The organism is Arthrobacter ramosus (genome assembly GCF_039535095.1).
Taxonomy (GTDB): Bacteria; Actinomycetota; Actinomycetes; order Actinomycetales; family Micrococcaceae; genus Arthrobacter; species Arthrobacter ramosus.
The window spans coordinates 2,133,647-2,158,242 of the sequence record NZ_BAAAWN010000001.1; the positions used below are offsets into that span (position 1 = coordinate 2,133,647).

20 protein-coding genes are annotated in these 24,596 nt (G+C 63.8%); 5 read left to right on the forward strand and 15 right to left on the reverse strand.

Annotated features, from left to right (window positions below; all coding sequences use genetic code 11):
- Positions 1-88: 88 nt before the first annotated feature.
- Positions 89-349, forward strand: a complete 261-nt coding sequence (gene rpsT / locus ABD742_RS09875) for a 30S ribosomal protein S20 (RefSeq protein WP_234749222.1) — start codon at positions 89-91, stop codon at positions 347-349.
- A gap of 55 nt (positions 350-404) precedes the next feature.
- Here the strand turns inward: rpsT and ABD742_RS09880 are convergent, their stop codons facing one another.
- The 14 genes from ABD742_RS09880 to ABD742_RS09945 form a co-directional block, all read right to left on the reverse strand.
- Positions 405-977, reverse strand: coding sequence for a hypothetical protein (locus ABD742_RS09880; RefSeq protein WP_234749221.1), 573 nt, complete (start codon positions 975-977; stop codon positions 405-407).
- A 3-nt stretch (positions 978-980) separates the two neighbouring features.
- Complete coding sequence (locus ABD742_RS09885; RefSeq protein WP_234749220.1) at positions 981-1,520, reverse strand: hypothetical protein; 540 nt, start codon at positions 1,518-1,520, stop codon at positions 981-983.
- On the reverse strand, positions 1,517-2,128 hold the full coding sequence (locus ABD742_RS09890; protein ID WP_234749219.1) for an ABC transporter ATP-binding protein: 612 nt from the start codon (positions 2,126-2,128) through the stop codon (positions 1,517-1,519). Before ABD742_RS09890 ends, ABD742_RS09885 begins: the two co-directional genes overlap by 4 nt.
- Complete coding sequence (locus ABD742_RS09895) at positions 2,125-3,246, reverse strand: hypothetical protein (RefSeq protein WP_234749218.1); 1,122 nt, start codon at positions 3,244-3,246, stop codon at positions 2,125-2,127. The genes ABD742_RS09890 and ABD742_RS09895 overlap by 4 nt, the downstream gene beginning before the upstream one ends.
- Before the next feature lie 315 nt (positions 3,247-3,561).
- Positions 3,562-3,858, reverse strand: a complete 297-nt coding sequence (locus ABD742_RS09900) for a hypothetical protein (RefSeq protein WP_234749217.1) — start codon at positions 3,856-3,858, stop codon at positions 3,562-3,564.
- A gap of 423 nt (positions 3,859-4,281) precedes the next feature.
- A complete protein-coding gene (gene holA, locus ABD742_RS09905) occupies positions 4,282-5,298 on the reverse strand; it encodes a DNA polymerase III subunit delta (RefSeq protein WP_234749216.1) in 1,017 nt (338 codons plus the stop codon).
- Entirely contained in the window at positions 5,217-6,788 is a 1,572-nt protein-coding gene (locus ABD742_RS09910; protein WP_344787794.1) for a ComEC/Rec2 family competence protein, read from the reverse strand. The genes holA and ABD742_RS09910 overlap by 82 nt, the downstream gene beginning before the upstream one ends.
- Positions 6,789-7,023: 235 nt before the next feature.
- A complete protein-coding gene (locus tag ABD742_RS09915) occupies positions 7,024-7,929 on the reverse strand; it encodes a helix-hairpin-helix domain-containing protein (protein WP_234749214.1) in 906 nt (301 codons plus the stop codon).
- A 185-nt stretch (positions 7,930-8,114) separates the two neighbouring features.
- Positions 8,115-9,917, reverse strand: a complete 1,803-nt coding sequence (locus tag ABD742_RS09920; RefSeq protein ID WP_344787797.1) for an HNH endonuclease signature motif containing protein — start codon at positions 9,915-9,917, stop codon at positions 8,115-8,117.
- 75 nt (positions 9,918-9,992) lie between these two features.
- Positions 9,993-11,003 (reverse strand): DegV family protein, encoded by a 1,011-nt coding sequence (locus ABD742_RS09925; RefSeq protein WP_234754209.1) that lies wholly within the window; start codon positions 11,001-11,003, stop codon positions 9,993-9,995.
- 57 nt (positions 11,004-11,060) lie between these two features.
- Positions 11,061-13,589 (reverse strand): leucine--tRNA ligase, encoded by a 2,529-nt coding sequence (leuS, locus tag ABD742_RS09930; protein ID WP_234754269.1) that lies wholly within the window; start codon positions 13,587-13,589, stop codon positions 11,061-11,063.
- A gap of 453 nt (positions 13,590-14,042) precedes the next feature.
- Positions 14,043-15,557, reverse strand: coding sequence for a glycerol kinase GlpK (gene glpK / locus ABD742_RS09935; protein WP_234754210.1), 1,515 nt, complete (start codon positions 15,555-15,557; stop codon positions 14,043-14,045).
- A gap of 58 nt (positions 15,558-15,615) precedes the next feature.
- On the reverse strand, positions 15,616-16,365 hold the full coding sequence (locus ABD742_RS09940) for an MIP/aquaporin family protein (RefSeq protein WP_234754211.1): 750 nt from the start codon (positions 16,363-16,365) through the stop codon (positions 15,616-15,618).
- 174 nt (positions 16,366-16,539) lie between these two features.
- Complete coding sequence (locus tag ABD742_RS09945) at positions 16,540-18,339, reverse strand: glycerol-3-phosphate dehydrogenase/oxidase (protein WP_234754212.1); 1,800 nt, start codon at positions 18,337-18,339, stop codon at positions 16,540-16,542.
- A gap of 124 nt (positions 18,340-18,463) precedes the next feature.
- Between ABD742_RS09945 and ABD742_RS09950 the strand changes: the two genes are divergently transcribed.
- From ABD742_RS09950 to ABD742_RS09965, 4 genes are read left to right on the forward strand one after another with little or no spacing between them, the layout of a single operon-like run.
- Positions 18,464-19,426, forward strand: coding sequence for a sugar-binding transcriptional regulator (locus ABD742_RS09950; protein ID WP_234754213.1), 963 nt, complete (start codon positions 18,464-18,466; stop codon positions 19,424-19,426).
- 54 nt (positions 19,427-19,480) lie between these two features.
- Positions 19,481-20,362: an aldo/keto reductase gene (locus ABD742_RS09955; RefSeq protein ID WP_234754214.1), complete on the forward strand. Its 882-nt coding sequence runs from the start codon at positions 19,481-19,483 to the stop codon at positions 20,360-20,362.
- 10 nt (positions 20,363-20,372) lie between these two features.
- Complete coding sequence (locus ABD742_RS09960) at positions 20,373-21,320, forward strand: alpha/beta fold hydrolase (protein WP_234754215.1); 948 nt, start codon at positions 20,373-20,375, stop codon at positions 21,318-21,320.
- The gene (locus ABD742_RS09965) at positions 21,317-22,402 is read left to right on the forward strand and encodes a glycosyltransferase family 4 protein (protein WP_234754216.1); all 1,086 of its coding nucleotides are present in this window, start codon (positions 21,317-21,319) and stop codon (positions 22,400-22,402) included. Before ABD742_RS09960 ends, ABD742_RS09965 begins: the two co-directional genes overlap by 4 nt.
- On the opposite strand, the gene ABD742_RS09970 is transcribed toward ABD742_RS09965, so the two are convergent.
- Positions 22,399-24,543 (reverse strand): primosomal protein N', encoded by a 2,145-nt coding sequence (locus ABD742_RS09970; RefSeq protein WP_234754217.1) that lies wholly within the window; start codon positions 24,541-24,543, stop codon positions 22,399-22,401. The genes ABD742_RS09965 and ABD742_RS09970 overlap by 4 nt on opposite strands.
- Positions 24,544-24,596 lie beyond the last annotated feature (53 nt).

Genomic DNA, 24,596 nt, shown 5'->3' on the forward strand with positions numbered 1-24,596 from the left:
CTGCCATAGGCATCCCCACGCCGCTCAGTCGATGGCCAACCTGAAAACCCTCTAGACCATTTCCGCATTAAAAAGAGAGTTCACACACGTGGCTAATATCAAGTCCCAGAAGAAGCGCATCCTCACCAACGAGAAGGCTCGCCTGCGTAACAACGCTGTCAAGTCTGAGCTGAAGACGGCCATCCGCGCCGTTGCCACCGCCGTTGAGTCCACGGACAAGGATGCCGCTGCAAAGGCTCTTGTTGCTGCCAGCCGTAAGCTGGATAAGGCTGTCAGCAAGGGCGTTATTCACAGGAACAACGCTGCAAACCGCAAGTCGGCGATCTCCAAAAAGGTCAACGCACTCTAAGGTTTATCCAGTTCGACTGAGCTGAACCTGAGGCCGGCACCCATGGGTGCCGGCCTCAGGTATTTAAGGCGGAGCTACCTGAGACGAGCAGGACCGAGTTTACGATGGCGACGATGACGAAGAGAATCGCAAGGCGCCCGTTCGGGGCAACAAACACCGTCTTGGCAGCCGCAATGTAGATGGCCCCTGCGATGGTGCCGAACAGAATACGCACCCAGGCTTGACCGAGGAGACCGAGCGCTTCGGGCGGCAAAAACAGTCCCATGACGAGGACGGTGGCCATGAACGGGATTTGACCTAGAAGAACCCAAAACCAGCTGGCTCCAAGGGTGGGGCCACGTCCTTTGACGATGCCCTTGTATATAAGCCTCAGTACGAGGGCCTGCAGAAACGATGCCAGAATACTCCAGATAATGACGCCTGCGCGAAGGAAGGTGACGAGCACCTCTAGGCTCGAAAACTGGTTGTGTTCGGCATTTTCCGTGACCAGCCGTTCAATGCTCGATCCCACCGCGAATTGGGCAGCAGCAGTGTATGCGAGCAGGAGGCAGATGATCCAGACAGGGTTGATTTTCTTCGGGCTCTGCCGTGCGGGATGATCGGACGTTTTTGGGCTCGCGGAGGTCATGACTTACCTTTCAAGTAGTGCGTGTTCGGCCCACTCGGCAAGGGCCGCCAGGAGGTAGAAGGTGGCTGGGGTGATGAGGACTTCGCGCATCTTTTGAGCCATACGACGCCAAGTGTGTTCTCCTCTGATCACTCCGAGAAGTGTTGGCCAGAACAGGCGTGCCCCTTGGATTGTGAGTGCCCACGCTACGATCTCGAGTGGAATGTGGACTGCGGTGAGCGCAACGGTCTGGTGGAGCCCAATAGCCGCGGTACTTGCGACCATGCCCATCCCTAGCCAAATGCCGTTGAGTATCATCATGACCATCGCACCGTAGTGGGTCAGAAATAGTGCGAGAACTGCCAAGGAAGCGTTGTGCAGAAGTATTCTTGGCGCGCTCATCGAGGTCACGTCAGTGCTACTGCCCCACGTGAAGAGAGAAGCAAGACCAATCCCGCAGGCTATGGCGATCAGAATTTTCAAGAAATCGGTGCCCAGATATGGGAAGCGGGAACGCAAGGCTTTGAAAGGAGTGCGAACGCTATTGGTGAGACGACTGCTCATTTTCGCGCTCCTGTTGGGCGCAGTTCGATCGTATCCTTCTGGCGGACCGCGAGATCGTAGTCGGTCCAGTGGTCATCCTCGTGGGTAGCCACGAGGATCAGTCGGCTTCTTCCTACGGCGAGCATTGACTGGCGTGCAACTAAAGAGCCTTGCTGGTCCAATCCGTTAAGAGGCTCGTCGAGAAGTAGGACATCGACGTTCTTGAGTGCCAAAGCTACTGTCAGAACAAGTCGCTGGCGCTGTCCGAGGGATAGGTCTGCAACCTTGGTTGGCATCATCTGTTCCGTCAGAAGATGGTGCCCGTCCCCTTCCGGCATCTCCGACGGGCCAATCAGCGGCCTGACCATATCCAAGTGTTCTTCGACCGTGAGGTAGTCGAGGGTAAGAAAGTCCGTGTCTAGATAGACCGCCGTGAAGTCCTTTCTCCACCGCGCGATTTCAGTGCACGACGTCGAGATCATGCCACCGAGGAGCTTGAGTAGGGTTGTTTTGCCACATCCATTCGGCCCTCGAAGCGCAACAACGCCTCGGTCCGGAAGATCTACAGAGGCACGGTCAAAGATGACGTGGGATCCAAAGGCATGATCTACACGCGCTAGAGATTTCATGTGTCCTCCGTTCCGCGGGCTGAAAGTTCACGCAGCCACGCAGGTGCGTCGTTGAGAACAAGGACTGTCAAGAGAACAGCCACGAGAGCCAGTGCGCTAGACGTGACGCCAAGCCAGGGACTTTGTGTTGCTTGCGGTGCAGCGGTGCCGAGAATGCCTGAGAACACAACTGTGAGGCCAGCGCAAAGCGCCGCGCCTAAGCCTGCCTTGGATTTCTGCGCCAATTTCGAGATCTGCGAGCCTGGCATGACGGCTGTCCGACGCTGGACGATCAAGGCGTCGATGCTTATCTCGAGAGCGACAAGAGCAACAAGCAAAACCGCCGCTTGGGTGTACTTTCCTAAAATGAAGAATACACATAACACAAAGCTCAATGGCGCAGTCACTACGAGCGCAGTTACCAGGCAGCGGATAATGAGCGGCCTTACCCAGGATGGTCTAAGCCTTACTAGGAATAGGGCAAAGCCTAAAGTTTCAGGTGAAGAGATCCGTACGAAAGATGATCGATACAGAACTAAACCCGAGAAGAAGACAGCAAGAGCAATAAACGGCGCCGTCCACGGCCACGGTGTCATTTCCATGACGGACAAGGCCAAGCTTGACAAGAGAAAAATGCATGCTGCCTTATTTGATAAATCAGTCATCAACCCTCGGCTACGTCGGGCACGAGGATGTGCGGCGGTCCTGTAGAGGGCAGGGGTGGACGCGGCTGTAAGAACTGTACCAGCCAGGATCAACAACAACTTGTAAGCCGATGCGGAGCCGAGGCTTTCATCGATATCAAACGACGGCGCATTCGTAAAGAGAAGAATTAGGCTGCACGCCGACAAGGCAACAATCGAAACAACGAGCACCCGGATCCCCGCTCTCTTTAGCGGTGCCACGACAAGAAATGATGAGATTACGAGGGCCCCGGCAGCTAGCAGGTTATTGACATTGTGCCACCGCAGGTTCTGAAGGATGAGCATGCCGGCGAGACCAAGATCAATAAGGACCAAACCTGCGCGCATCCCTACGTCCAGGGGTGCTGACACGGTGTTCCAGCAACCATGGGTTTTCCTGTAGCGGCGCCTGGTTTGTAAAAGTACCATTGCCAACAGCACCGTCACGATGCTCACTACGTCAGGAGTGCTGAGCGGAATTCCCCATGTGATTAACCCGGTCCGCTGAGGCGTCCACACTATTCCGACACCGACGATTAGTAGTGTGAACAAATGCCCAAATATCAGTGCATTGTTAATTGCGGTGGTGTGCGATGAAAAGCCTAAACTCGTCAGAAGGTCCTGGAGTCGATGGGACCTTCGCCGAAAATCGTTAGTGAAGGTGGCCTTGCACCCGGAGAGGACCACAGCGTATACACGAGGACGCCTATGGTTGACGTTCGGCGAGTTCATTGTGGCCCTCCCAGGGGTTAGCACGTAAGTGTCAGCGGCTTACCATGCAACGAACTGCTTCAGCGCCCACTTCTTGGCCAGACCAAAAACCAGCCCGGCCACTGCCGCTCCAATACCGAAGGACGCCATGACGGCAGCAGCTGCCGCTGCCCAAGAAAGAGCATTGAGTGCAAAGTAAATGTTTGTCGCAAGGGCGGAAGAGATGCCGAGGGTCGCGGTGGCCTGAAAAGCCACCGACACTGTGACGAAGAGTGCAAAGCTGACGCCTCCAAGTTGCGCCATCTTCCCTGGGAATGAGCCGTTGCTTCGGCTTCGACTCTCAACGGGAGTTGTCATGAATGTTCCCTTCATTCGGTGACTTTCGTGGTCACACATGGAAGGTGACTGATGGCATGGCCGACGAAGATGGCTTCGTCGGCCACAGACTCGGCCTTGTCCCCAAAGCAAAGTCCCACGACCGGCATCTCAGTGGGCAGTCACGTCGGGCGCGGCATCCGGAGGAAGGATTCCCTCACCGCGAAATCTACGGTCAAAAGGGGCGGCTGGGCAGCCGTTGGCTTGAATTTGAGTGGTCGTTGCCCGAAATTGAGTGGTGATTTCCTCGAAATTGAGTACCAGCCGCCCGCCTCTTTGTGCACTGGTGACACGCGGAGCGCGTCGCGGCACGCCTGCTGACTTTCTTGTGGACTGGCGGGATGTACGTGGGATGAAACTCGCGGCGCCGGGCTGAGTTGGCCAGCGGCCGGGCACCAGCCCCCACTAGCGGCCGCGGGCCGCGTTGGCAATGACCGTGACGGCGTGCTCTACCGCGTACACGGGATCCCGCGAGAGGCCCTTCACCTGGGCATCCGCTTCAGCCGTGACCTGGATGGAACGGACCAGGCCTTCGGGAGTCCAACGCCGTACGTCACGTTGGGCCTGTTCAACGAGCCATGGCTGCATGCCAAGCTGCTTGGCAATCTGTGCCGACGATCCTTGGGCACCGGCTACCTTGGCCAGGGTGCGCAGCTTTGCGGCAAGGGCGGCCACCAGCGGCACCGGGTCGACCCCGGTGGCGAGGGCGTGCCGGAGGCTGGACAGGGCTTGCGGCCCGTTGCCGGCCATGGCGGCGTCCGCAACCTTGAAAGCCGTGGCTTCCACGCGGCCGCCGTAGTAGCGGTCCACGGTGGCTGCGTCGACCGCGGTGGTGGCGTCTGCGATGAGCTGGTTGCATGCCGCAGCAAGCTCGGAGAGGCTGGCACCGACTGCATTGACGAGGGCCTGGACAGCTTCCGCTTCGATGCGGCGGCCGCCTGCCTTGAATTCCGAACCGACGAATGCTGTTTTCTCGGCGTCCTTTTTCAAGGGCTGGCAGTCCACCACTGGCCATCCGGACGACTTGATGGCGTCCAGGAGCTTCTTTCCGCGCACCCCGCCACCGTGGCGGAGGACCAACACGACGTCGTTCTCCGGTTGGGTGACGTATTTCAAGGCATCGGCAAGGAAGGCATCGTTCATCGATTCGAGGCCCTCGATCTCGATGAGTTTGGCCTCGTCGAACAACGACGGCGTGACCGCCATTGCGAGGGAACCGGACTCGTAGCTTCCGGCATTGAGCCTGCTGATTTCCACTTCGGGTGCCGCGGCCCGCACCTGCGAGCGGATCCGATCCATTGCCCGGATTCCGAGGTACTCCTCAGGGCCGGTGATGAGCACTACCGCGGACGGGGTAACGTCCCGCCAGCTGGCGGTGTTCGCCGCGGAGGTTTTGGCCTTGGAGACCTGGCCAGCAGCCAATGTTGCTTCCTTCCAGAAGGGTTTTGCTTTGGTCCCAGTCTCCCACGTGCAGCGTCCCGGACGGTGTTCCTCAAACCCGCGGTCCCCCAACCGGGCGGCTGCGAGCCGGCGGAATGGCCATCGGTCCAGCGGCGACGGACAGCCGACTCCCCCGCGGCTATGAGGAACACCAAGCGGCGATGCAACGAGAGTACGGCTGAGCCTACCCACGCTGGATGCAGGACCAGCCACACCAGCAGGATGGTGACAACGGACCAGAGAATCATGGTGGCGATTCCCGTGGCACCTTCCGGCCACGGCAGGGCCGCTCCCGGAAGTCCTGCGAAAAACCTGGCGATTCCCGCCACCATTGCCGAGCTGACCCCTGCAACGGCTATCGGAACAATTGCCAGCCACGGAAGTAACGGAACGAGGGGAACCGCAATGGTTCCCAAGATCGTCACGGGTGGGACAAACGGAGCAACTGCGATATTCGTCAGCAGTGAGTAGCTGGAGAACTGCGGTTGCAAGGCCATGATGACCGGGCTGCACAGAAGCTGAGCGGCCAAGGGGACGGCGACGGCGGACGCCAGCCAGGAAGGCACCCATGCTGGAGCCCAAGAGGCGATGGGCCGTGCCAACAGGACAATTCCCAGGGTAGCGAGGACAGACAAGAGAAACCCCACACTCGTACCAAGCGAGGGATCCAGGATGAGAAGGCCAGTCACGGCAAGGCAGAGAAAGCCCAGGCTCCTCCCCTGCCTCCCGGCACTCAGCGCGCTGAGGCCGATAGCACCCATGACCGCCGCCCTCAGGACGCTCGCGTCCGGCCCCACCATGATGACAAAGCCCGCCAAGCCACCAAGGGCCGCTACTGCCGCGACTCCCCTGGCAAGCCGAAAGGTCCTGGCCAAAAGCACCAGGCCGCCGAGAATGAGGCTGCAGTTTGCGCCACTGACCGCAGTGAGGTGAGTGGTGCCGGTGGTCTTCATCGCCGCCTCCAGGCCTTCGTCCAAGCCGGTGGTGTCGCCCGTGACCATTCCGGGTAGGAGTCCGGCTGCGTCGCCCCGCAACCATTCGGCGGCGGAGCCGAAGTGCTTTTTCAACTGCGCTGGACCCTGGGGAATGTTGCCAGGCGCTTCCGGCTTGTGCCGTGTGTCCGCCCGCATGGGTGGGGTCGCGGCGGCAAGAACACCGGCCTCGACTTGTCCTGGTTTTGCCGCCTTCAGTTTGCCGGCGGTTCTAACCTCCTGTCCCGTGACGACTTGGTTCCAGCCTTCGCCGCCGGTCAGCAGAATTCTTGTGCGGGAGCGGATGAGCATGCCGTCGGCCGCAATATCGATCACTTCGGCGGGTACGGCCCACCGTCCCGATCCACGTGAGTCCGTTCCTAGTTCGCGAGGATCACCCACGATCAACACGTGGATGACAACCGAGTCGCGCGCCGCCGCAGCGTCGGCAACCGGACCGTCCTGGCGCGGTCCGGCTTCCGCTGCGGCGTGGGCGGCCACGGCCGCTCCGAACAGGCAAGCGACTGTCAACGTGGCGGGAAACGTCCTCAGGCTTCGCGGGGCCACGGACCGAGCGGCGAAAAGAAGACACGCGGCGACGGCCAAAGCCGCGCACAAAATTCCAATCCACAGCGAAGGCAGATAGGCGGTCGCAACAGAAACAGCCCAGGTGAGAATGGCAGAGGGGGCCAGCCGAAGGTCCACGCGGCCCGGGCCGACCTTGACACCACGCACCCTAAACCGTCACCAACGGCAGAAGGGATTCCATCATCTTGGGACCTACTCCATCTACCGCATCGAGGTCCTCCACGGAAGCGAACGGGCCATGTTGCTGCCGCCATTCGACGATTCGCTTGGCCAGGACGGGGCCGACCTTCGGCAAGGCATCGAGTTCCTCAGCGGTTGCGGTGTTGAGATTGACTTTGCTGCCGGCAGAAGTCCCGGATCCTGTGCCACCGGCTGTTGGAGCGCCGCCTACTGGCCCCACGGGCTGTGACGGAGCCGCCTCCCCCATCCGCGGAACGTGGATTTTCGCAGCGTCCTGCACCACCGCCGCAAGGTTCAGGCTGTCCAGCTGGGCTGCTGCATCCGCGCCACCAGCGGCCCAGATCGCGTCAACTACCCGAGCACCGGTGGGCACCCTCACAACCCCGGGATTCTTCACCGCACCCGCAACGTGGACGGTGAGCAGCTGGGCTCCATTCTGTGGTTCCGGAGCCTCGTTGACACCGCCTTTCCTACTTCCCGCATTCGCTCCTGGAGTTCCTCCCGCATGTGAACTTCGGACGAGCGGCTCAATCGTCGGCTGCCCGGACCAGGACTGCCAGAAGAACCAAACCACCAGCAACAAACAGGGCACGGCCAACAACACCGCTACGCGCCATGGTGTGCGCCAGCGAAGCCGCGATGGAGATCCTGCCGCTTCGGACACGTCTTCGATGCCTGACTGCTCCCGCGCATCGGCAATACCCGAGCCGGATGTCATCAAGGTGTGCAATGGAAGCAACGGTTCCGTTGTGCTGCCGTGGCTCGGCTGCGCGACTGCCTGATGGTCCGACGGTGGTGCAAGACGAACAGCGAATCGGAGCCGGGCGGCACTCGCAGCATCGTCCGAGGGTGAGGCTCGGTTCCTGCGTGGCATATCCACGAGCCTAGAACGTCCGAACCCGCAGCAGCAGCCCGGACCGGCGCTATGTGGACAGGGGCGCCGCAGAGTGCCTGTGGAGGATCAGTGGGTGCTCCCAGCAGTGGCGTAGCGCCACGCCGGGCGGCACCCGCCTCTGGCGTTGCGCACCCCCGGGATACGGGACGCGGCCAACTCCAAACTCATATTTGGAAGTAGTGGTTTTTTCGGGGTGTCCGGTGCGGGTCGGTGTGGGGTGGCGGGATGAACCAGGGGATGCCGTTGCGGATTTGGATGTGCCAGTCTTCCTTGTGGATCAGGTGGTGGTGATGGCTGCAAAGCAAGGTCCCGTTCGCGGTGCTGGTGGGTCCGCCCCGGGACCAGTACTCGATGTGGTGGGCCTCGCACCATGGTGCCGGCATGGTGCATCCGGGGAAGGCGCAGCCTTTGTCCCGCGCGGTGATGGCTTTGCGGATCTGCGGGGGGAAGATCCTTGAGGCCCGTCCGATGTCCAGGACCTGGCCCTCGCCGCCCAGGACCACGGGGATGATGTCCGCGTCGCAGGCGAGTTTGCGCAACGTCGCCGCCGGGACGGGCCCGGTGAACGTGAAGGACCCGGTGCCCGCGCCCTGCCGGGGTCGGTTGAACAGGGCGGGCTGCCCGGACTGCGAGGGCTGCCCGGACTGTGAGGCTTGCCCGGACCGTGAGGCTTGCCCGGATTGCGGGTCCTGGCTGTCGTGGGGGAAGAGTTCGCGGTGGTCGATGGTGGCCAGGATCTGCGGGCGGTGGCCGCCCGCGGCGGGCAGGGACCCCGTGGCCAGGGCGAGCCGGCAGGCGCCGATCAAACCGTCCAGGAGCTTCTGTGCCCTCGAACGCCGCTCCAGCGCCCCGGTACTCTCCGACGCCCCGGCATCGTCCGACGCCCCGCCCGGGGAATCGGCGGACGCATCGCCGGACGCATGGCCGAACGCCGCGCCGGATGGTTCCGCGGAGGCAGGTGCTGTGCCTTGGGGTGTGCGGGTGCGGGGGTTGGCGGCGGTGTTCATGACCGTGAGCAGGTGTTCGTATTGCTCGGTGGTGGCGAAGATCTCCACATGCGCCAGCCCGTGCTTGGGACGGCGCAGGAACGCCCCTTGATGGTGGCGGAGGGATTCTTCGGACGGTTCCGGGCCGTCCTGGTCGATCGCCTCGACCCAGCGCCGGGCAACCCTGGCCAGGAAGTCCTGGTCGTTTTCCTCCGCGGTGCGGGCCAGGGCGTGTTCCATTTCCGCGGCCTTCTCCGGGCTGCACAGCGGACGCACCTTCGCCACGGCCATCGTGATGATCCCGGCCGAACCGGACCCGATCACCCCGGAGGCCAGCGCCGCGGCCGTTTCCCCGTGCCGGGCAGGGACCGTCTGCCCGGTGAGGCCCCGGCCCGGCAGCAGCTCCCGGGCCAGGGCGAGCCGGCGCCTGGCCTCGGCGGCACTGATCCGCAGCAACGACCGCAGATGCTCGGCCGTGGACCTGAACTCCCCGCCCCGGGCGCTCCCCGTCCCCATGGAAGAAGCCGCACCACCCTGCGCGTCCGCGTCGCCCGCCGTGACCCCGGAGGTCCAGCCCGCGCCGGAGCCGGTATCCGCGTCAGCGGCCCAGCCCCCTGTCCAGCCGGGCGGGGTGGCGGGTTCATCGCTCCGGGCCCGGTCCAGCCCCGACGCGGCGAGCACCTGGAGATAATCCAGGGTGCGGGAGAGTTCCTCCACCCCGGACGCGAACGCGACAGCCTCCTGGAAACCCGTGACTCCGACGTCGTCGGCCGCCTTTTCGGCCAGCGACCTCACTGCGGCCACCGACCGGTCCAGAGCGGCCAGCGGACCGCCCCGGTCGGGAGGATCCACCACCGTCAGCCCGCCCGGAGGCCCGCCCGGGACCCCGGCAAAGCGCGGACCACGGGCATAACGGGACACTCCGAAGAACCCGCGGGACACGGGGCCCTGCCGGGTGTCGAAGTATCCGATCGCTTCCATGGAAACACTCTGCCAGGAGGCTACGACAAAATAAGGCCGTCGCTCAGGGAGTGTGCCCGCGCACCTTGCCCGCGGCTACGGGTGGCTCCGCGCAGGGAGCGTCGTGGCGCCAGGGGTACTGCTTTCCCCGACAACGACGGCCAAAACGCCGAGCCCGGCGTGGGCCGCCAGCACGGCCGGCAGGGCGCTGATCTGGGCAGGCGGGCAGCCGAGGCATTTCTCTCCAAGACGGGCCGCGAGCCGCTCTGCCTCTGCCAGGTTTCCAAAGTGATGCACGGCGAGCCGCGATTGCCCTACTGGCCGGGAATTGACGTCGGCAGCAACGATTTCTTCAAGCCGGGCGACGGCTCTGGCAGCCGAGCGCACCTTCTCGAGCGGTACGATCTTGCCGTCGTCGACCGCGAGGATCGGCTTGATGGACAGCATTGTCCCGAGCCACGACGCGGCAGTGCCGATTCGTCCGCCGCGCCGCAGTTGCTCAAGGCTCGGCACATAGAAGTAGACCTTGGTGCGGGCCAATCGCTCCTCGGCAAAGTGACGGACTTCGGCTGCCGAACGGCCGTCTGCGGCGGCAACGAGCGCGCTTTGGACGCCCATGCCTTGCGCCATTCCCACGGTGCGGGAGTCGATGACTTCGACGGGGATGGAGACGCGTTGCGCAGCCAGCCTTGCGGCGTCCGCGGTGCCGGACAGTCCTGCTGAAATGTGGATGGAGACGACGGCTTCGAAGCCGCGGTCCCGGGCGGCGAGATAGGCCTGTTCGAACTGGCCGGGCGAAGGACGTGAGGTCTTCACGGACGATCCCGCCGCCAGGGCCAGTGCGAGGGTCTGGGTGATGTCGTCTTCCCCCTCGCCGTAGATCTCTTCGCCCACCAGGACCGGCATTGGCACGACGGCGAGGCGGCCGTCGGCAACGAACGCCTTGACCCATTCGGCCGGGAGTGCGGCTGCCGAGTCGGTGACGACGGCGGTGCGCACGGCGACGGGCGCCGGCTCAGTTCCGGTGCGGCCCGGCGTCGTGGACTGGCGCAGGCGGGCCAAACGTTCCTTGAGCCACAACCAAGCGGGTGGTTCGCGGTCCGTCAAGGGAGCCTCCTGGAGCTGGTGGCCGGCCGCCGGCAAGCGCCGGCGGCCGTTTCCCGGCTATGCCGGGACGATGTTCACCAGTTTAGGCGCGCGCACGATCACCGTACGGATGCCGCGGCCATCGAGTGCCCGCTGCACGTTTTCGCTGGCCAGGGCAAGTTCGCGCAGGGCGTCCTCACTGATGTCCGGCGAGACGTCCAGGCGGTCGCGGACCTTGCCCTGGACCTGCACGACGGCCGTCGCGGTGTCCTGGACAAGAAGCGAGGCATCGTGGGAGGGCCAGCCAGCGTTCGCCACGGAGGCCGGGTGGCCCAACTGGTTCCACAGGTCCTCGGCTGTGTACGGCGCGAAGAGGCTCAGGATGACTGCCACGGCTTCAGCCGCTTCACGGACGGCGGGGTCTGCCCCACCGGCACCGGAGTCGATGGTTTTGCGGGTCGCGTTGACCAGCTCCATCAGCTTGGCGACCACGACGTTGAACTTGTTGTTGTCCAACAGCTCGGCGGCGTCGGCGATGGTCCTGTGGGTGACGGTGCGCAGCGCGCGGTCTCCAGTGGAGACATCGACGCCGGGGTCGCTTGCGACGTCCTGGCCAAGGCGCCAGGCGCGGGCAAGGAATTTTGCGGAGCCGGACGGCGAGACATCTGCCCAGTCGACATCGTCTTCGGGCGGGGAAGCAAAGACCATGGTCAAGCGGACGGCATCGACACCGAACTTGTCCAGTTGCTCGCCAAGGTCCACGCCGTTGCCGAGGGACTTGCTCATGGCCTTGCCGCCATTGAGGACCTGCCCCTGATTGAGCAGGGCGCTGAAGGGTTCGTCCGCGGCGAGCATGCCCATATCGTGGATGACCTTGGTGAAGAAGCGGGCGTAGAGCAAGTGCAGAATGGCGTGCTCGACGCCGCCCACGTACTGGCCGACCGGCATCCAGTCGTTGATCTTGGCCGGATCGAACGGACCCTCTGTGTAGTGCGGGGAAACGAAGCGCAGGAAGTACCAGGACGAGTCAACGAACGTGTCCATGGTGTCCGTGTCGCGCTGGGCGGCCCGTCCGCAGTTCGGGCACTCGACGTTGACCCAGTCCAGTGCCGCGGCGAGAGGAGACGTGCCCCTCGGCGACAGCGCCTCGCCACGCAGGTTTTCCGGCAGCCTGACAGGCAGTTGATCGTCCGGCACCGGCACCTCGCCGCATTCGGCGCAGTGGATGATGGGGATCGGGGTACCCCAGAAGCGCTGGCGGCTCAGGAGCCAGTCGCGCAGGCGGAAGTTGACGAACTTCTCCCCAGTGCCCAGCTTCTCCAGGATGTCGATGGCTGCGGGGATGGCCTCGGCCTTGGACAAACCGTCCAGTTCGCCGGAGTTCATCAGGGTGCCCTCGCCCGCAGTCGCGATACCGGTTTCCGCCGGGTCTTCCCCGCCGGTGTTCAGGACCGGACGCACCGGCAGGTCAAACGCGCGGGCGAAGTCGAGGTCGCGCTGGTCGTGTGCGGGTACCGCCATGATGGCGCCCGTGCCGTAGTCGGCGAGCACGTAGTCGGCTGCCCACACGGGCAGCTTTTCACCGTTGAGCGGGTTGACGGCGTAGCGGCCGGTGAACACGCCGGTCTTCTCGCGCTCAGTGGACTGGCGCTCGATGTCCGACAGGGCCTTGACCTTTTCGCGGTAGGCCATGAGGGAGTCGTGGTGTTCGGGCGTGACCAGGTCCAGCGCCAGGTGCGCGTCCGCGGCGACGACGAAGAATGTTGCGCCATACAGGGTGTCCGGGCGGGTGGTGAAGACGGTGACTTCGCGCTCGGCGCGGCCGTCCGTGGCTTCGATCGCGAACCGGACGTGTGCACCCTCGGAGCGGCCGATCCAGTTGCGCTGCATGGCGAGCACACGCTCTGGCCAGTGCCCCTGGAGCTCGGACATATCGTCCAGCAAACGGTCGGCATAGTCGGTGATCTTGAAGTACCACTGGTTCAGGGACTTCTTCGTGACAGGGGTCCCGCAGCGTTCGCACGCGCCGTTGACCACTTGTTCGTTCGCCAGGACGGTCAGGTCCTTCGGGCACCAGTTGACCGGGGAATCCTTGCGGTAGGCCAGCCCGCGCTCGTAGAAGCGCTTGAATAGCCATTGCGTCCAGCGGTAGTACTCCGGGTCCGAAGTGTGCAATCGGCGGGACCAATCGGCAGAGATGGCGTAACGCTTGAACGATGCGGCCTGCGTATCGATGTTGGCGTACGTCCACTCGCTGGGGTGTGCGTTGCGCTTGATGGCGGCATTCTCCGCCGGCAGGCCGAAGGAGTCCCAGCCGATGGGGTGCAGGACGTCGAAACCCTTCTGGCGAAGGTACCGCGCCACGACGTCGCCCATCGCGAAGGCCTCGGCGTGGCCCATGTGGAGGTCGCCAGATGGGTAGGGGAACATGTCCAGGACGTAGCGCCGCTCGCGGGAGCCGTCGTCAACAGGAGTGAAGACTTTGAGATCTTCCCAGACCTGCGGCCACTTGGCCTCCATTGAGGCGAAGCTGTAGACACCCTCCTCGGGCGTCTCGCCTGCCACTGTTGACTGTGCTCCGGTTTCTGTCTCCGGCTGAACGCTCACTGCTGCCCTCTTCTGTTCTTCCATGACGGTTTTGCCTCCTGCTCCGGGCCCGGAAGGTCCCGGACACACAAAAGCCCCTCGGCAAGGAGGGGCGGCCGCTCGGTTCGCGATGGTTTAGATCGACGTATACCGGGCGGCTAGCTAAGCAGAAGGATCGCACGCATAAAGCCACCTTACCGCTTTGTTATGTGTTGTGTGCAAACACGCTACAGACGCCGCGAGTAGGTGAAGGTTGAGGGAGGCCGCACTTCGCGTCGGCGAGCAGCCCCCTGAGAAAAGGGGCCGGTGACTCCCCGCCATGGTGTGGTGGGCACCGCGAAGCGGGCGGGCGGGAGTTACTGGCCCCTTTTCGGGGCGAGCACAACTAACTCGGCGGGCGGGGCAGGGGCCGCCCCATCGAAACAGGTGAGGCGGCCCCTAACTTAGGTGCGGCGCGAACAGTAAGCGTGAGGCCTACTTAACGTCCTCGTCCACCCAATCCATGGACTTGGTCACTGCCTTCTTCCACAGGCGCATCTGCCGCTCCTGCTCTTCGGCCGGAAGCTGTGGCTCCCAGCGCTTGTCCTCGCCCCAGTTTGAGCTGAGTTCGCCGAGGTCCTTCCAGAAGCCGACGGCGAGGCCGGCCGCGTAGGCGGCACCCAGGGCCGTGGTTTCCACGACCTTCGGACGGACCACGGGCACACCCAGGATGTCGGCCTGGAACTGCATGAGCGCCTCATTGGCGACCATGCCGCCGTCGACCTTCAACTCGGTCAGCGGAACGCCCGAGTCCGCGTTGACGGCGTCGAGCACTTCGCGGGTCTGGAAGGCGGTGGCCTCCAGGGCCGCGCGGGCGATGTGGCCCTTGTTGGCAAAACGGGTCAGGCCAACGATGGCACCGCGGGCGTCTGCGCGCCAGTACGGGGCGAACAGGCCGGAGAATGCGGGCACGATGTAGACGCCGCCGTTGTCCTCGACGCCTGCCGCCAGCGTCTCCACTTCGGGAGCGGAGCTGATTATGCCGAGGTTGTCGCGGAGCCACTGGATCAGTGAGCCCGTGACAGCGATGGACCCTTCCAGTGCGTAGTGCGGTTTGGCGTCGCCCAGCTTGTAGCCGAGCGTGGTCAGCAGGCCGTTCTTCGAGTGGACGATTTCTTCGCCCGTGTTGAAGATCAGGAAGCAACCGGTGCCGTAGGTGTTCTTGGCCTCGCCGGCCTGGAACGCCGCCTGGCCGAAGGTTGCCGCCTGCTGGTCGCCCAGGATGCCTGCGACGGGCACTTCGCGCAGCAGCTGCGAGGTGTGGACCGTGCCGTACACCTCGGAGGAGGACTTGATGGCGGGCATCATCGACGCCGGCACGCCGAACGCGTCCAGAATGTCCTGGTCCCATTGCAAGGTGTCGAGGTCCATGAACATGGTGCGTGAGGCGTTGGTGACGTCCGTGGCGTGTACGCCACCGTCCACGCCGCCTGTCAGGTTCCACAGGACCCAGCAGTCGGTGTTGCCGAAGATGAGGTCCCCGGCTTCAGCCTTGGCTCGCGCACCTTCGACGTTGTCCAGGATCCACTTGATCTTGGTGCCGGAGAAGTAGGTGGCCAAGGGCAGGCCGACCTTTTGCTTGAAGCGCTCGGGGCCGCCGTCCTGGGCCAGTTCGTCCACGATGGATTGTGTGCGCGTGTCCTGCCAGACGATCGCGTTGTAGATCGGCTCGCCAGTGTTCTTGTCCCACACAACGGCGGTTTCGCGCTGGTTGGTGATGCCGACGGCAGCGATGTCGTGCCGGGTCAGGTTGGCCTTGGACAACGCAGAGCCGACGACCTCCCTGACGTTGTCCCAGATCTCCACCGGGTTGTGTTCCACCCATCCGGCCTGGGGGAAGATCTGCTCGTGTTCCATCTGGCCGGAGGAAACAATGTTTCCCGAGTGATCGAACACGATGGCACGCGAGCTGGTGGTTCCCTGGTCAATGGCGATGACGTATTGCGACATTTTGACGTCCTTGTCTGCTTGCTTTGGTGTGGATGCGGGATAGGTGCTGAGCGGTCTACTACTTGGCGACGGTGGCCATGATCGGTATTGAGTGGGCGACGAGTCCGGCGATGGTTCCACCCAGGAGCGGGCCGACTATCGGAACCCAGGAGTAGGCCCAGTCGCTGGAGCCCTTACCCTTGATCGGCAGAATAGCGTGGGCGATACGCGGACCGAGGTCACGGGCGGGGTTGATCGCATAGCCCGTCGGGCCGCCAAGGGACGCGCCGATGCCGACGACGAGCAATGCCACCGCGAGCGGTCCCAGGCCGGAGGGAGTTCCGCCGAAGGTCAGGATCACGAACACCAGCACAAACGTGCCGATGATTTCGGTGACAAGGTTCCAAGGGTATGAGCGGATAGCCGGACCGGTGGAGAACACCGCGAGTTTGCTGGCTGCCAGCGGCTCGGCGTCGAAGTGCTGCTTGTGGGCGAGCCACGCGAAGATGGCGCCGAGGAAGGCGCCGGTCAGTTCTCCACCGAAGTAGGTGAACGTGGATGCCGCGCTCACGGCGACACCCGGGGCGAACTCGGCCTTGCCGTCAACCAAGAGGCCAAGCGTGACGGCCGGGTTCAGGTGCGCGCCGGACATAGCCGCCACGTATACGCCGGCAAACACAGCGATGCCCCAGCCAAAATTCACCATCAGGAACCCGCCGTTGTTACCCTTCGTGCCTTTCAGAGCGACGTTTGCCACAACGCCGCAACCAAGCAGGGTAAGCATTCCGGTTCCGAACACTTCGGAAAGGAAAACAATTCCGAGAGACATCTTTGACTCCTCATTTTCTTCTGTTGTCAGCCCTGCAGGTTTTGTGGGGGCCGTTGGGCCGGCGTCTGTTAGCGCCGTCCCGATTGCGGTCCTCCCTTGCGGAGCGGAAGACCGCAACCCTTGTGTCCAGGCTTCTTGGCCGGAACAATCAAGCTGATGTGACGTACATTACGTTCATGCGACGAGGCTGTGAACAGTCACGCCATGAAAACGTAGAAGCACCTCCTGTGCATGTTGGATTTCCGCTTCACGCTTCGCTGAATCCCAGCCAAGCTGCGTGGCGAGGACTTCGGCAATTTCGTTCAGGAGCTCCCCGGTCACGAGGCCCCGGAAGGCCAGCGAGGTGCGGCGGATGAGGACATCCACGAGGTGCCCGAGCTGTTCGTTGAGGGCCATGAACTCGAGCTCCCGGACGCTGAGCTCGTTCGTGGAGCGCAGCTTCCGGTCCTCGCCTGCCTTGAGGTAGGCGATGACGTCCTTGGCGCGGGTGCCGTAGCGGGTCAGCAGGCCGCTGACCCGATCGGCACCGAGACCGGGGGCCATGTGCGTCTTGACCCAGTCCTGGACCCCGTCTTCGCTGTCCGGGAAACCCAGGCCGCCTCCGATGGCGAGCTTCGCCGTCGAGGTCTTCCGCTCCATGCCCAGTTCGCGGAGGACGTCGTTGCTCAGGTGTTCGGCGAGGGCCCGGAAAGTGGTCCACTTTCCGCCGATCAATGAAAGTACGACGGCGGCCTTGCCGCCTTGGGCGGCCGCCGTATCGGAGGCCTTCCGCTCGCTTCGCTCGATGCGGTAGTCGCGGGATACGAAGCCCGGCTGGGTGTCATCGTGGCGCGGAAGCGGCCGGACGCCGGCGAAGCTGTACACGATATGGCTGCGCTCGACCTTGATGGAGGGGAAGACGTGGCCGACGAGGTCGAAGAAGTAGTCAATCTCGGCTTCGGTGCACACTGCATCCTGGGCTATGTCGGCCTCGACGTCGGTGGTGCCGACCAGGACACGGTCACCCATCGGGTAGATCAGCACGATCCGCCCGTCCGTGTGTTCGAAGAAAATCTCGCGGCCGCCGCACGCTGCGAGCAATTCCGGGTGGTCCAGGACAATGTGGGAGCCCTTGGTTCCGCCCATGAAACGGCTCGCGGCACCCATTGCCTCGTTGGTGAGGTCCACCCAGGCGCCGGTGGTGTTGACGATCACGTCGGCCTGGAAGCTGAATTCTTCGCCCGTGAGTTCATCGCGCAGCAAAACAGCGCCGGCTGAATCGGCGTCTGAAGCCTTTGAGACAAGGGACACGTAGTTGCTGGCCCTGGCGCTGCCGCCCGGCAAGCCGCTTCCGATACCCGCCTTTTCGCCGTCCTGCAGCACATCGAGCGTCAAGCGCTCCGGGTTGTGCACGGAGGCGTCAAAGTAGGTGGCTGCGTATTTGATTCCGGGGTGCAATCGCGGCAACTCAGCCAAGGCCTTCTCTTTGCCACGGAACTGATGGCGGGGGACGCTGCCGCCGTCGCGGGAGAAGAAGTCGTACATGCTCAGTCCGAGCTTGATGAGAAAGGCGCCGCGTTCTTTCGGTTTGCCTTGCTTGTGCGTGAGGAAGCGTGTGGGGGCGGAAAGTATTCCGGAGAAGGTGCTGAAGATGGGGATGGTCGTCTGCAGGGGCTTGACGTAATGGGGAGCGATCTTCAAAAGCCGGTTGCGCTCGACCACCGATTCCTGAACGAGGCGGAATTCCCCGTTCTCGAGGTAGCGGATGCCGCCGTGGATCATGTGGGATGACGCTCCGCTGGCGCCTTGGCAGTAATCGCCGCGTTCCACGAGGGCGACGTCCACTCCCTGCAGTGCCAAATCACGGAAGGTTCCGACGCCGTTGATGCCGCCACCGATGATCAGCACCTGGGCCTGCGGCCGTTCGCGAAGTGCCGAAACCGAGGTCCGACGGGGTGATCCTGCTGCGGAACCGGAATTGCTGGTGTATCCCAAAACTGCTCCCTTGGGCTTTGGTGTGTGCGCTGCATCACTTGACGTCGCACCTTGCACAACTATTCTTCGAAAGAATGGAAAATGAAATCAAGCTACTTGCACAAACGTGCAGAACGGAATTGAGATGCCACGATCACGACATTCTGAGGCCCTCCGGGCAGCACAGATGTACTACCTCCAGGACCTCACCATGGACGCCATAGCCCGCGAGCTTCGGACCTCGCGTTCGACGGTCTCCCGGTTGCTGTCCTCGGCCCGCGAGTCGGGACTGGTCCAGATCCAGATCCGCAGTCCGCTGGATTCCGCCCCCGAACTGGAACGTATGATCCGCAACCACTACGGCGTCGATGTGCACGTGGTGCCCGTCCTGGACACCTTGAACGAGGCGGAAACCCTAGACCGGGTGGCGACGCAGGCCGCACGGACCATTGGTCCCTTGGTCGATTCCAACGCCATCATCGGAGTGGCCTGGGGTGCGACCATCAGTGCAGTCAGCAGGCACCTGACGCGCAAGATCACGCACGGCAGCACCATCGTGCAGCTCAACGGTGCCGGCAACATGCAGACCACCGGGATCACCTACGCCAGCGACATCATGCGCCGTTTCGGCATCGCCTACGGTGCGCGGGTGGAACAGTTCCCGGTGCCCGCCTTTTTCGACCACGCTTCCACCAAGATCGCCATGTGGAATGAGCGCAGCGTCCAGCGCGTGCTCGACCTCCAAGCCAGGATGAGCATCGCCATCTTCGGTGTCGGCTCGGTGCATTCGGACTATCCCAGCCATGTCTACGCAGGCGGCTACCTCGATGAAACAGACCTGAATCTGCTGGCCAGCTCGGACGTCGTGGGCGATGTTGCCACCGTCTTCTTCCGAGCCGACGGCTCTTCCGACGGCATCACCCTGAACGAGCGGTCCACCGGCCCAAGCCACGAGCAACTCAGGCAGGTCCGTCGCCGGATCTGCGTCGTCTCGGGTGCATCCAAGATCAACGGACTTCGCGGAGCACTCAAAGCGAGGCTGGCAACAGATCTGATCCTGGACGAGGCCACGGCGAAGCGCCTGGTCAGTTTCGGCAGCCCTTCCTGAATAATTGGAGGACCCTGAAACATTCCCGGCATCGAGGTAGGTAGAGTCTTGGCTATGAAACCCTCGCCTAGGCTCAGTCTGAACAACGGTGTCTTGATTGACCAGTTGGGGTTCGGGCTTTACAAGGTGCCGCCGGCGGACGCCACGTCTTTGGTCGCCACTGCGCTGGGCGCCGGCTACAGGCACTTCGATACAGCCGCCATGTATGGCAATGAGACCGGGGTCGGCCGCGGCCTCGGCAGTGCGGTCATACCCCCGCCCGGCGTGGACAGCAACACGGGAGGCTCCGGGGAGGGCACCCACGGTCTCTCCCGCGAAGACGTCTTTGTCACCACCAAGCTCTGGAACGACGACCAAGGCTACGACTCCACGCTCCGCGCCTTCGATTCCTCCATGGCCAATCTCGGCCTCGACTACGTCGACCTGTACCTGATCCACTGGCCCTGCGCAGGGCGCGGCTTGTTCCAGGAAAGCTACCGGGCCATGGAAACCCTGTACCGCGAAGGCCGGGTGCGCGCGATCGGAGTCTCCAACTTCCAGCCAGCCCACCTCGAAGCACTCATGCAAAAAGCCGAAGTGGTCCCGGCGGTGAACCAGATTGAACTGCACCCCTGGTTGCAGCAGACCCGGCTCCGGACCCTCCACGAGCAATTGCGCATCCGCACAGAGGCGTGGAGCCCGTTGGGCCGGGGCCAGGTCCTTCAGGATCCGGCCGTCCGGGCGCTCGCGGACAAATACCGAAAGACACCTGCGCAGATCATCATCCGCTGGCACCTCCAGCTGGGAAATATCGTCATTCCGAAAGCGAGCACCGCGGCACGCATCCAGGAGAACTTCAATGTCTTCGGCTTCGAGCTCGATGCCGACGACATGGATGGCCTGGCCGCCCTCGAACGCCACCACCGCACCGGGTCACACCCGGACAACGTCAACTAGGACCTGCCGAATGGAACAAGTGGACACCAACCACTCCCCCGAACCCGCACCAGCCTCCCCACGCGAGTTCTTCAGCAAGGCCTTGGCCTCCCGGACGAGTGCCTCGGACATCGACCTCGACGGCAGTAACGTTGCCTATTGGTGCTACGAACCGGTCAAGGTGACCGCGGATACCCGGACCATACTGGTCATTCACGGTTTCCGCGGCGACCACCACGGCCTGCTCCGCGTCGTAGACCACCTGCCGGAAATGCGGGTCATCATGCCCGACCTTCCCGGCTTTGGCAGCTCGGAACCTTTCGCCGGGGACCCCCACACCGTGGAACGCTATGGGAAGTTCATCACAAGTTTCATGGCGGCCCTGGGTCTCGGACCGGACACAGTTCTCTTGGGGCACTCCTTCGGATCCATTGTCGCCAGCCACTTCGCCGCCGCGAATCCGGGCGCCATCCGTCCGCTGATCCTGGTCAATCCCATCGCTGCTCCCGCGCTTGAAGGGCCCAAAGGCCTCATGACTAAGCTGGCAGTCCTGTACTACCAGGTCTCCGCCAAGCTCCCGCGCCGGCTGGGACTCGCCGTCCTGCGCAGCCGCCTCGTTGTCCGCGTCATGAGCGCGGCGATGGCCAAGACCCGGGACAAGGAACTCCGGGCCTTTGTCCATGGCCAGCACGATGCGTACTTCTCCGCGTTCGCCGACCGGGCGAGCCTCCTGGAGTCCTTCCGGGCTTCGGTGTCCAGCCATGTGGCCGAGGTCGCCGGGCAGTTGGATCTTCCCGTGTTGTTGGTGGCCGGCGAGAAAGACGAGATCGCCCTGCTCCGCGACCAGCACAAGCTGTTGGAGATGCTCCCGGACGGCGCGCTGGAAGTGATTCCCGACGTCGGGCATTTGATCCACTACGAGACACCGGCGCCGGCGGCCGCCGCCATCCGCAGCTTCCTGGAGGAACACCCCGCGTGAAAATCGTCATAGATGCCCGCTTTACCCGCACGGACCATCATGACGGGATCAGCCGCTACGGATCGAGCCTCATTGCTGCGACGTCCAAGATCGCGGATGTCACGATGCTCATCAGCGACAAGCGTCAGTTGGCGCTCCTCCCTGATGTCCCCTACGTTCACATCAGCAGCCCGTTGTCCCCCCGCGAACTGTTCGTGGCGCGCGAAGTCAACAAGCTCGGGGCCGATGTCGTGGTTTGCCCGATGCAGACCATGGGCACCTGGGGCCGCAAGTACGGGCTTGTCCTGACCCTGCACGACCTCATCTACTATGAGCACCCGGCCCCTCCGGGCTTCCTGCCCGCACCGATCCGGCTGCTCTGGCGGCTCTACCACAAGGCCTACTGGCCGCAGCGATTGCTTCTCAACCGGGCCGACATCGTTGCCACCATCAGCCACACCACCGAGTCGCTCATGGCGAAGTTCAATTTGACCCGCCGCCCGGTCCGGATCGTCGGCAACGCGCCACAGCCGGGCCAGACGCCGCGCGATCCGGCAGCCGGCGCAGAGAAGTCCCTGCTCTACATGGGCTCGTTCATGCCCTACAAAAATGTGGAAACCATGATCCAGGGAATGGCCGAATTGCCCGGATTCACGCTGCATCTGCTCAGCAGGATCACCCCCCAGCGCCGGGCCGAGCTGGAGCCCTTGGTGCCGCCGGGCGCGAAGGTCGAGTTCCACAACGGCGTCACGGATGCCAAATACGACTCCCTCCTGGTCCGGGCCACCGCCCTCGTCAGCCTGTCCAAAGCGGAAGGCTATGGGCTGCCCCTGGTCGAGGCGATGGCTCTTGGCACTCCCGTGATCGCCAGTGACACTCCCATCTTCCGTGAGGTCGGCGGGGACGTCGTGAGCTATGTGCACTCCGAATCGCCAGGCGAATTTGCCGCGGCAGTGAAAGCCCTTGAAGATGCGGAATTGTGGCAGACGCGCTCACGCCGCTCCGTGGAACGTGCGGCTGAATTCAATTGGGACGAATCGGCCCGCCAACTGCTGGCCGTGGCCGAAGAGATCGTTACGATGCGCAGCCGCAAGCGGCGCTAGAGGACGTCGACGCCGTCGAGCCGCAATTGCACCGGTCCCGAGGTTCGCTTCGCCGCACTGGCGGCTTTGACTGCCCGCATGGAACGGGTGGCAACACCTGCTTGGGCATAAGGAATGAAGATCAGTGTCCGGACGTCCGGATCGCGCTCCTGTTCCACTGCACGCTGCGCCGACAGCGTGAGGGAGACCGGCGCGGGGCCCGCGGTGCGGAGTTGGATGTTTTCGGCCAGGCTTTCGGTAAAGTGCACGACGTCGGCGCGCTTGCCCGTCACCGACGCGATCCGGACTGCGGGGGGCAACTGGAGTTCCTGCCGCAGTGCGAGCTCGCGGGAGGCGTATCCCGCAGGGTCCCAGCGCAACAGGGCACCCGTCGCGGTTGTGTCGTCGGCAGTGATGATCACGAGCCCGCCTTCATTCGCGGGCCGCACGAGGGCTGCAGCGTTGAACCATCGCCGCACTGTGTCCTCCCCGGCGCGCAGGTTCTCCCTGCGCAGGAGCGAATTGCCATCCAGGAGCAGCGCCGCCGCGTAGCCGCCGCTTACGATCGGCTCAGCGCCCACGGTTGCCACCACGAGGGCACGGGCATCGGACACCGTGGCTTTGACCTGGTCCCCCGAAGACGTCACGACGGCCTTGCCTGGAAAAGCCCTGCCTAGTTCTTCCGCGGTCCGCAGCACACCGGCGGCCCCCCTGCGAAGACGGCCTCCGCCGCAATGGCGGCAGCGCCACTCCGGGGCCGGGGTGGAGCACCAGCGGCACTGCGGCAGGGCCGATTGTCCGGCGATCGCGAGGGGGCCCTGGCAGTTGTTGCACCTGGCGGTTTCGCGGCAATCCTCGCAGACAAGGGATGGGGCGTAGCCGGCCCGGGCCACCTGTACCAGGACGGGTCCGCGTTCCAGTCCCTCTTTGGCGGCCCGCCAGGCGGCGCCGGGCAAGCGTGCGATCTTTGCCAGGGGGTCGCGTTCCTGCTCGAAGCTGTCAGCTGTATTGAGCACCCGGGGCGTGCTGGCTCGGACCAGCGGCCGGGGGGCTTCCACTGGCACGGCCCAGCCGCCCTCAACAAGCCGCTGAAGTTCGGTGCTGCGGGTGTGCGCAGCCATGAGGCACGCCGCTGATTCCTGTTCGGAACGCAAGAGCAGGATTTCCCGGGTGTGGGCGTAGGGGGCGCGCTGGTCAATGTGGAGGTCGTCGCCGTCGTCCCAGCACACCACCAGCCCCAGGTCCTGCACCGGAGCGTAAGCTGCCGAGCGGGTGCCGACTGCCACTTTTGCCGCGCCGCTGAGGAGCCGAAGGTAGCTTCGGTACCGCGGTGTCGGGCCGTCGTCGGCCGTCAACCGCGCGACGTCCCCTGCCGGCAGGACAGCGCGCAGGGCCGCTTCCATGCGGTCGAGATCACGGTAGTCGGGAACGACGACGACGGCACCCCGCCCTGAGGAGCGGACTGCCGCCACCGCAGACGCCACAAGCCCGGGCCAGCCGGCGGTTCCAAAACCCTGGGTTGCAGTCAAGACGGCGCGGGGTGAGCCACCCCCGGCCAGGTGTTGCAGGTAGGGCGTCCCGTTTGTGTAGGAAGCCCACGCCGCTTGGGCCTGGGACGCGGAGCCCTGGGAAGCGGTGCCATGCCCGTCCGGGGTGTCCGGCTCGTCAGGTTCGTCCAGGCGGGAATCGCCGGACAGGAACTGCTTCTCCAAGCGCGCGACACGGGGCGGAATGGCAGTGCGGAGGACATCGCTCAGCGTCCCGGCATAGCGGGCCGCGAGACTGGAGGCAAGCTCCAGCAACGCAGGAGTCAGCACCGGAACGGCTGAAACCACCTTGAGAAGCGGAGTCAGGCCATGCCCGGCTTCTGACGATTCCATGCGCTCCAGGACGTAGCCGTTGAGTTCCTGGCCGCTGAAGCGGACTTTGACCCGGACGCCTGCCAGGGCGCTCCCGTCCAACTCGGCCGGGACGCTGTAGTCGAAAGGCCTGTCGAGATGCGGCAAGGATGATTCGATCAGGACCCGTGCCACCGGATTGTTCGCCGCGAGCGGTGGCCCGGCGACGTCGCTCCCGCGCGAAGGGAAGCCTTGCAACAAGGACGGCTGATGGGACGGCGAAGGCAACGCCATGGCAAACGGAAGCAGCGAGCCATCGCTCATGCTTGTCACCTCCCTGGAGTGCCGGATGCCTTGGGGCAATCCAAGCAGGCACC

What these genes read in the sequence shown, in the direction of transcription:
- ABD742_RS09880 (WP_234749221.1), bottom strand. Translation starts at nt 977, where the DNA reads ATGACCTCCGCGAGCCCAAAAACGTCCGATCATCCCGCACGGCAGAGC.
- ABD742_RS09885 (WP_234749220.1), bottom strand. Translation starts at nt 1,520, where the DNA reads ATGAGCAGTCGTCTCACCAATAGCGTTCGCACTCCTTTCAAAGCCTTG.
- ABD742_RS09890 (WP_234749219.1), bottom strand. Translation starts at nt 2,128, where the DNA reads ATGAAATCTCTAGCGCGTGTAGATCATGCCTTTGGATCCCACGTCATC.
- ABD742_RS09900 (WP_234749217.1), bottom strand. Translation starts at nt 3,858, where the DNA reads ATGACAACTCCCGTTGAGAGTCGAAGCCGAAGCAACGGCTCATTCCCA.
- ABD742_RS09915 (WP_234749214.1), bottom strand. Translation starts at nt 7,929, where the DNA reads ATGCCACGCAGGAACCGAGCCTCACCCTCGGACGATGCTGCGAGTGCC.
- ABD742_RS09920 (WP_344787797.1), bottom strand. Translation starts at nt 9,917, where the DNA reads ATGGAAGCGATCGGATACTTCGACACCCGGCAGGGCCCCGTGTCCCGC.
- glpK (WP_234754210.1), bottom strand. Translation starts at nt 15,557, where the DNA reads ATGTCGCAATACGTCATCGCCATTGACCAGGGAACCACCAGCTCGCGT.
- ABD742_RS09940 (WP_234754211.1), bottom strand. Translation starts at nt 16,365, where the DNA reads ATGTCTCTCGGAATTGTTTTCCTTTCCGAAGTGTTCGGAACCGGAATG.
- ABD742_RS09950 (WP_234754213.1), top strand. Translation starts at nt 18,464, where the DNA reads ATGCCACGATCACGACATTCTGAGGCCCTCCGGGCAGCACAGATGTAC.
- ABD742_RS09955 (WP_234754214.1), top strand. Translation starts at nt 19,481, where the DNA reads ATGAAACCCTCGCCTAGGCTCAGTCTGAACAACGGTGTCTTGATTGAC.
- ABD742_RS09960 (WP_234754215.1), top strand. Translation starts at nt 20,373, where the DNA reads ATGGAACAAGTGGACACCAACCACTCCCCCGAACCCGCACCAGCCTCC.
- ABD742_RS09970 (WP_234754217.1), bottom strand. Translation starts at nt 24,543, where the DNA reads ATGAGCGATGGCTCGCTGCTTCCGTTTGCCATGGCGTTGCCTTCGCCG.